6 protein-coding genes and 1 riboswitch are annotated in these 6,233 nt (G+C 70.9%); of the genes, 5 read left to right on the top strand and 1 reads right to left on the bottom strand.

Features of this window, described 5'->3' with window-relative positions; genetic code table 11:
- The first annotated feature begins 134 nt into the window (after window positions 1-134).
- Window positions 135-593: a thioesterase family protein gene (locus JHN45_RS08705; RefSeq protein ID WP_201048584.1), complete on the top strand. Its 459-nt coding sequence runs from the start codon at window positions 135-137 to the stop codon at window positions 591-593.
- On the opposite strand, the gene JHN45_RS08700 is transcribed toward JHN45_RS08705, so the two are convergent.
- Complete coding sequence (locus JHN45_RS08700) at window positions 553-1,764, bottom strand: MFS transporter (RefSeq protein ID WP_201048583.1); 1,212 nt, start codon at window positions 1,762-1,764, stop codon at window positions 553-555. The two genes, JHN45_RS08705 and JHN45_RS08700, sit on opposite strands and share 41 nt — an antisense overlap.
- A gap of 147 nt (window positions 1,765-1,911) precedes the next feature.
- Here JHN45_RS08700 and JHN45_RS08695 point away from each other — a divergent pair, with 147 nt between their 5' ends.
- The 4 genes from JHN45_RS08695 (at window position 1,912) to JHN45_RS08680 (ending at window position 6,213) form a co-directional block, all read left to right on the top strand.
- Entirely contained in the window at window positions 1,912-3,150 is a 1,239-nt protein-coding gene (locus JHN45_RS08695; protein ID WP_200708877.1) for an ROK family transcriptional regulator, read from the top strand.
- 249 nt (window positions 3,151-3,399) lie between these two features.
- A riboswitch (FMN riboswitch) is annotated at window positions 3,400-3,533 on the top strand.
- Window positions 3,534-3,683: 150 nt separating this feature from the next.
- Window positions 3,684-4,286, top strand: coding sequence for a riboflavin synthase (locus JHN45_RS08690; RefSeq protein ID WP_200708876.1), 603 nt, complete (start codon window positions 3,684-3,686; stop codon window positions 4,284-4,286).
- Window positions 4,283-4,927, top strand: coding sequence for a nicotinamide mononucleotide transporter family protein (locus tag JHN45_RS08685; protein ID WP_200708875.1), 645 nt, complete (start codon window positions 4,283-4,285; stop codon window positions 4,925-4,927). The genes JHN45_RS08690 and JHN45_RS08685 overlap by 4 nt, the downstream gene beginning before the upstream one ends.
- Complete coding sequence (locus JHN45_RS08680) at window positions 4,924-6,213, top strand: bifunctional 3,4-dihydroxy-2-butanone-4-phosphate synthase/GTP cyclohydrolase II (RefSeq protein ID WP_200708874.1); 1,290 nt, start codon at window positions 4,924-4,926, stop codon at window positions 6,211-6,213. The genes JHN45_RS08685 and JHN45_RS08680 overlap by 4 nt, the downstream gene beginning before the upstream one ends.
- The last annotated feature ends 20 nt before the right edge of the window (window positions 6,214-6,233 follow it).

Here is a 6,233-nt window from a genome sequence, read left to right as displayed (position 1 = left end):
TCGCCCACCCGTCCTCGCCCGCACCGGCCCGCCCGACCTGGGCCCTCTCGAACAGGGGTTCCTGAGCGGTTGCTTAGAATGGGGCGTCCCCACAGTCTCCACCGCCCCACTCAGCACCGCTCGGGAGCCCCGCCGTGACCGTCGAAAGCCCGTCCGCCACCGTCCTCGCCCACGGCCGGCTCATCCCCGTGGCCGTTCACTTCGACGACCTCGACGCCCTCGGCATGCTGCACAACGCCCGCTACCCGCTCCTTGTCGAGCGGGCCTGGACCGAGCTGTGGCAGGAGCACGGCGTCCGGTTCGACGGCGACTGGGCGAGCGCCGGCGACGCCTGCAACGTCGTGAAGGAACTGGTCATCAGCTACGAGGCGCCGGTCACCAAGCCCGGCGGCTACGGCGTCCACCTGTGGCTGGACCGGCTCGGTAACACCGGCCTGACGTACGGGTTCCGGCTCTGCTCCGCCGACGGCTCGGTGACGTACGCGACCGGCACCCGTGTGCTGGTCCGGCTGGACGCCGAAACGCTGCGCCCCGCGCCCTGGAGCGAGGACTTCAGAGCTGCCGGTCGGGCACTGCTGCGCTCGGAGCGCTGACCTTCGGGCGGTCCCGGTCCCCGGCGCGCAGCACCCCCGCGAAGACCGCGAGCCCACCCGCCAACGCCGTGACCAGGCAGAACGACACCACAAGGCTCGTCGCCTGCGCGACCCCGCCGATCAGGCTCGGCGCGATGAGCCCCGAGGTGTAGGTGATGGTGGCCACGCCCGCGATGGCCTGGCTCGGGTTGGGCCCGCTGTGACCCGCCGCCGCGAAGCACAGCGGTACGACCACGGCGATGCCCAGACCGAGCAGCGCGAACCCGCCCATCGCCAGCGCCGGGCTGTCCGCGACGACGATCAACAGCCCACCGCACACGGCCAGGAGCCCGCCCGCGCGGACCGTACGCACCGAGCCGAAGCGGTTCACCACCGCGTCGCCCACCAGCCGGGCCACCGCCATCGTCAGCATGAAACCGGTCGTCGAGGCCGCCGCGAGCCCGGCCGACGTGCCCAACTGGTCGTGCAGGTACACCGCCGACCAGTCCAGGCTGGCACCCTCCGCGAACACCGCGCAGAAGCCCACCGCGCCGATGAGCAGCGCGGACCGGGGCGGCAGCGTGAACCGCGGCGGCGCCTCCGCCTCCACCCCCGGCTGGATGTCGAGCACCCAGCGGCAGGCGGTCACGCCGAGCACGGTGAGGATCACGGCCGCGATGAGATGGTGCACGCGCGCGTCCGAACCGAGGTGCGCGGCCAGTGTGCCGCCCGCCGAGCCGATCAGCGCGCCCGCGCTCCACATGCCGTGCAGACTCGACATGATCGACTTGTCGAGGAGACGCTCGATCTCCACTCCCAGCGCGTTCATGGCGACGTCGGCCATGCCCGCGCTCGCCCCGTAGGTGAACATCGCCAGGCACAGGGTGACCAGGTTCGGCGCGAGGGACGGCAGCACCAGGGACATCGTCCACAGCGAGATCAGCCCGCGCAGCGCCGTACGGCTGCCGAAGCGGTGCGTGATCCAACCGGCCAGCGGCATCGAACAGGAGGCACCGAACGCGCCGAAGGCGAGCGCGAATCCGAGCCAGCCGGCGGCGACATGGGCGTGCTCCTGGATCCACGGCACCCGGGTCGCGAACGAGCCGGTGACCGCGCCGTGCACGGTGAAGACGGCCGCCACGGCGTACCGGGCGCGCTTCACCTCGCGTCGGTCGTAGACCACTTCGCTCATTGTCCGGCCCCTCCTGCTGTTCGGATCCCGACCCCGATGTCGATCCCCGTCCCCACTCGCGTCGCGTAAACTATCAGGAACCCTGCCTGATAGATAGAGAACTACGAGCCGCCCGTCGCGCCCCCTCGATCTGGGAGGATTCCCGGCATGCCCGCATCCCCGAGCACCGCCCGGGCCATCAACGACCGGCTCGCCCTGCGTCTCCTGCAGCGCGAAGGCCCGCTGACGGCAGGGCAGTTGAAGCAGCTCACCGGACTGTCCCGGCCCACCGTCGCCGACCTCGTCGAACGCCTCACGGCCTCCGGACTGATCGAGATGGTCGGCGAGTCGGGGGCCCAACGGCGGGGCCCGAACGCCCGGTTGTACGGCATCGTCGGCGACCGCGCCCATCTGGCCGCGCTGGACGTCCGGCTGGAGAGCGTCTCCGTGCTCGTCTCCGACCTGGTCGGCCGGGTCCTCGCCGAGGCGTCCGTGCCGATCGACGCCGACGCGGGGACGGGCCCGGCGGTGGAGCAGGCCGTCGCGCTGGTGGAGCGGGCCGTGAAGGAGGCGGGGACCGGGTCAACCGGGCCTGAGGTGACGGGAGTTCGGAGACCCGAGTCCGTGCGTGAGTGGGGCAGTCTGCACACCGTCGGCATCGGCGCCCCCGGTCTGATCGACCCGGCCACGGGTGAACTCCGCAACACCACCGGCCTGCCCGCCTGGCACCGCAGCCTGGTGGGTGCCCTCCAGGAACGGCTGCCCGACGCCCGTGTCGTCGTCGAGAACGAGACCAACCTCGCGGCTCTGGCGGAGATGCGCGACGGCGCGGTCCGGGACCGGGACACCTTCGTCCTCCTCTGGCTGGACATGGGCATCGGCGCCGCGGTGATGCTGGACGGCGCACTGCGCAGAGGGGCGTCGGGCGGCGCGGGCGAGCTGGGCTTCCTGCCGGTGCCGGGCACCCGGGGACTCCCGTCGGCGACGGACTGCGAAGGGGGCTTCCACTCGCTGGCCGGGGCCGCCGCAGTGCTCGAACTGGCCCGGGAATGCGGAGTGTTGGGCACCGAAGGTGCGGGGGAGGAGGCGACCGCGACGGAGGTCGTGCGGTGGGCGGTCGCCACCGTGACCGATGTCCGCGCCGTCCGCTTCCTGGACGCCCTCGCCGAGCGCCTCGCCCTCGGTGTCGCGTCCGTCGTCGCGCTGCTGGACCCCGGGTGCGTGGTCCTGGGCGGCGGGGTCGGGCAGGCCGGCGGCGACGAACTCGCCGTACGCGTGGCCGAACGGATCGCCCTCATGTCCCCCCTGCCCGCAGAGGTGCGCCCGAGCGTGCTCGGCGACGGAGCCGTCCTGCGCGGCGCGCTGCTGACCGCGCAGGACGGAGCGCAGGACGACCTGTTCGGCTGAGGAATCCGGGCCTGTTCGGCTGAGAGGCCCGGCGGTGGGCAAGGGCCGTCGTCACCACCGCCGGACCGGATCATGGGGATCCTGCTGGAGTCCGAGATCTGGAGTCCGAGATCCAGAAAAGGACTAGACCAGATGATCCAGCAGGTGAGGGCCGCTTGAGAAGTCCATCGACACCCTCTGTGAGCCACCCCACACACTTCACCTGGATGGACCCTTGCCAGGCGTGGCACACTTGCCGTGTACCAGAAGCAGCGCACTCCGGGGTCGGTGAAAGTCCGAACCGGCGGTTATAGTCCGCGACCCGTCCGTGTAGTTCAGCGGCCGGTTGACCAGGTGGAATTCCTGGACCGACGGTTAAAGTCCGGATGGGAGGCAGTGCGCGGCGGGCGGGCATTCGTGCGCGCCGCCGTATCGGCTCGTCCTGCGTGGACGGGTTCTGTCCGGCGTCGTCCTCGGTGTTTCCGTTCGTTTCATTCTGTCGTCTTCGACAGGCCCCGGAGTCCGTGCCCCGATGTGGCAGGAGGACCCGGGAAGTGTTCACCGGAATCGTCGAAGAGCTGGGTGAGGTCACCGCCGTCGAGAGTCTCGACGACGCCTCCCGCTTTCGTCTGCGCGGCCCGATCGTCACCGAGGGCGCGAAGCACGGCGACTCCATCGCCGTGAACGGCGTCTGTCTCACCGTCGTCGAGCACGAGGGTGACGAGTTCACCGCCGACGTCATGGCCGAGACCCTGAACCGCTCCAGCCTCGGTGTCCTCGCCGTCGGCTCCCGCGTCAACCTCGAACGCCCCATGGCCCTCGGCGCCCGCCTCGGCGGACACATCGTGCAGGGCCATGTCGACGGCACCGGCGCGGTGTTGGAGCGCAAGCCGTCCGAGAACTGGGAGCTCGTCAAGATCTCCCTCCCGGCCGACCTCACGCGTTATGTCGTCGAGAAGGGCTCCATCACCGTCGACGGCATCAGCCTCACGGTCGTCGACGCGGGCCCCGACTACTTCACGGTCAGCCTCATCCCCACGACCCTCGACCTGACCACGCTCGGCCTCAAGCAGCCCGGCGACCCGGTCAACCTCGAAGTGGACGTCATCGCCAAGTACGTCGAGCGGCTCATGGGCGACCGCGAGGTGACCCCGTGAACTGGCTCAACTCCGAGGCCTTCGTCCTGTTCGGCCAGCACATCAAGTGGTCGGACATGATCGGGAACGTCGTCGGCCTGATCGCCCTGGCCTTCGGCTGGCGGCGCTCGATCTGGAGCTGGCCCACGCAGTTCGTCTCCGGCGTGATCCTGTTCGCCGCCTTCGCCACCGCCCACCTGTCCGGCAGCGCCGGCAAGCAGATCGTGGTCATGGTCGTCGCGGTCTACGGCTGGTGGCAGTGGAACCGCGGCAAGGGCGGCTCCGCCGACGGCCACATCACCCCCCGCTTCGCCACCTGGCGCGAGCGCGCGATCCTGGTCGGCTCCGCCGCCGTAGGGACGGTCGCGGTGGCCGCCCTCTTCAAGGCGTACCCCTCCCTCTCCTGGGACCCGTGGCCCGACGCCTACATCTTCGTCGGCACGATCGTCGCGATGTACGCCCAGGCCCGCGGCATGGTCGAGTTCTGGTTCGCCTGGCTCCTCGTCGACCTCGTCGGCGTCCCCCTCAACTTCGCCAACGGCTTCGCCTTCTCCGGCTTCGTCTACGTCATCTACGGCGCACTCGTCCTGTGGGGCATGCGCGACTGGTGGCTGCGCTCCCGCAAGGCCCCGCAGCCCGTCCTGGAAGGAGCGCCGGCATGACAGCGGCACCGATCCTGTACAGCACCGACGGTTTCGAGGACTTCTCGCTCGACCCGGTCGAGCAGGCCATCGCCGACATCGCGGCCGGTCGCCCGGTCGTGGTCGTCGACGACGAGGACCGCGAGAACGAGGGCGACCTCGTCATCGCCGCCGAGAAGGCGACGCCCGAGATCGTCGCCTTCATGATGAGCGAGTGCCGCGGCCTCATCTGCGCCCCCATGGAGGGCGACGAGCTGGACCGGCTCCGGCTCCCGCAGATGGTCGAGGACAACACCGAGTCGATGAAGACCGCGTTCACGGTGTCGGTCGACGCCTCGGCCGCTCACGGTGTGACCACCGGCATCTCGGCCGCCGACCGCGCGACCACGCTCCGGCTCCTCGCGAGCGGCACCACCGAGGCCGACGACTTCGTCCGCCCCGGCCACATCTTCCCGCTGCGCGCCCGGTCCGGCGGCGTGCTGACGCGCAACGGCCACACCGAGGCCGCCGTGGACCTCGCCCGCCTCGCGGGCCTGCGCCCGGCCGGCGCGATCGTCGAGATCGCGGGCGAGGACGGCCGTATGCTCCGCCTCCCCGAACTGATCCCCTTCGCCCGCAAGCACGGCCTCACGATCATCTCCATCGAGGACCTGATCGCCTACCGGCAGACCGCCGAACCCACCGTCCGCCGCGAGGCCGAGGTCCAACTCCCCACCCGCCACGGCCAGTTCACGGCCTACGGCTACCGCTCCACCGTAGACGGCGTCGAGCACGTCGCCCTCGTCCACGGCGAGATCGGCGACGGCGAGGACGTCCTGGTCCGCGTCCACTCCGAGTGCCTCACCGGCGACGTCTTCCACTCCCTGCGCTGCGACTGCGGCCCCCAGTTGGAGGCCTCCCTGGAGCGCATCCAGGCGGAGGGCAGGGGAGTGGTGGTCTACCTGCGAGGCCATGAGGGGCGCGGCATCGGCCTGCTCTCCAAGCTCCGGGCGTACGAACTCCAGGAGCGCGGCCGGGACACCCTCGACGCCAACCTCGAACTCGGCCTGCCCGCCGACGCCCGGGACTACGGCGCCGGCGCGCAGATCCTGGAGGATCTCGGCGTCCGCAGCCTGCGCCTGATGACCAACAACCCCGACAAGACCGACGCGCTCGTCCGGCACGGCCTCAAGGTCACCGGCCGTGAGCCGATGCCGATACAGGCGGGCGAGCACAACCTCCGCTACCTGCGCACCAAGCGGGACCGCATGGGCCACGACCTGCCCTGGCTGGACCCGGCACCCGTGTCCACCTGCGGCAACCAGTAACCAGACCAGACCTCTAGGAG

It is taken from the genome of Streptomyces sp. MBT53 (assembly GCF_016654115.1).
In the GTDB taxonomy this organism is placed as follows: domain Bacteria; phylum Actinomycetota; class Actinomycetes; order Streptomycetales; family Streptomycetaceae; genus Streptomyces.
The sequence above is the reverse complement of the archived record's forward strand: the minus strand, read 5'-3'. Positions and strand labels throughout refer to the sequence as shown.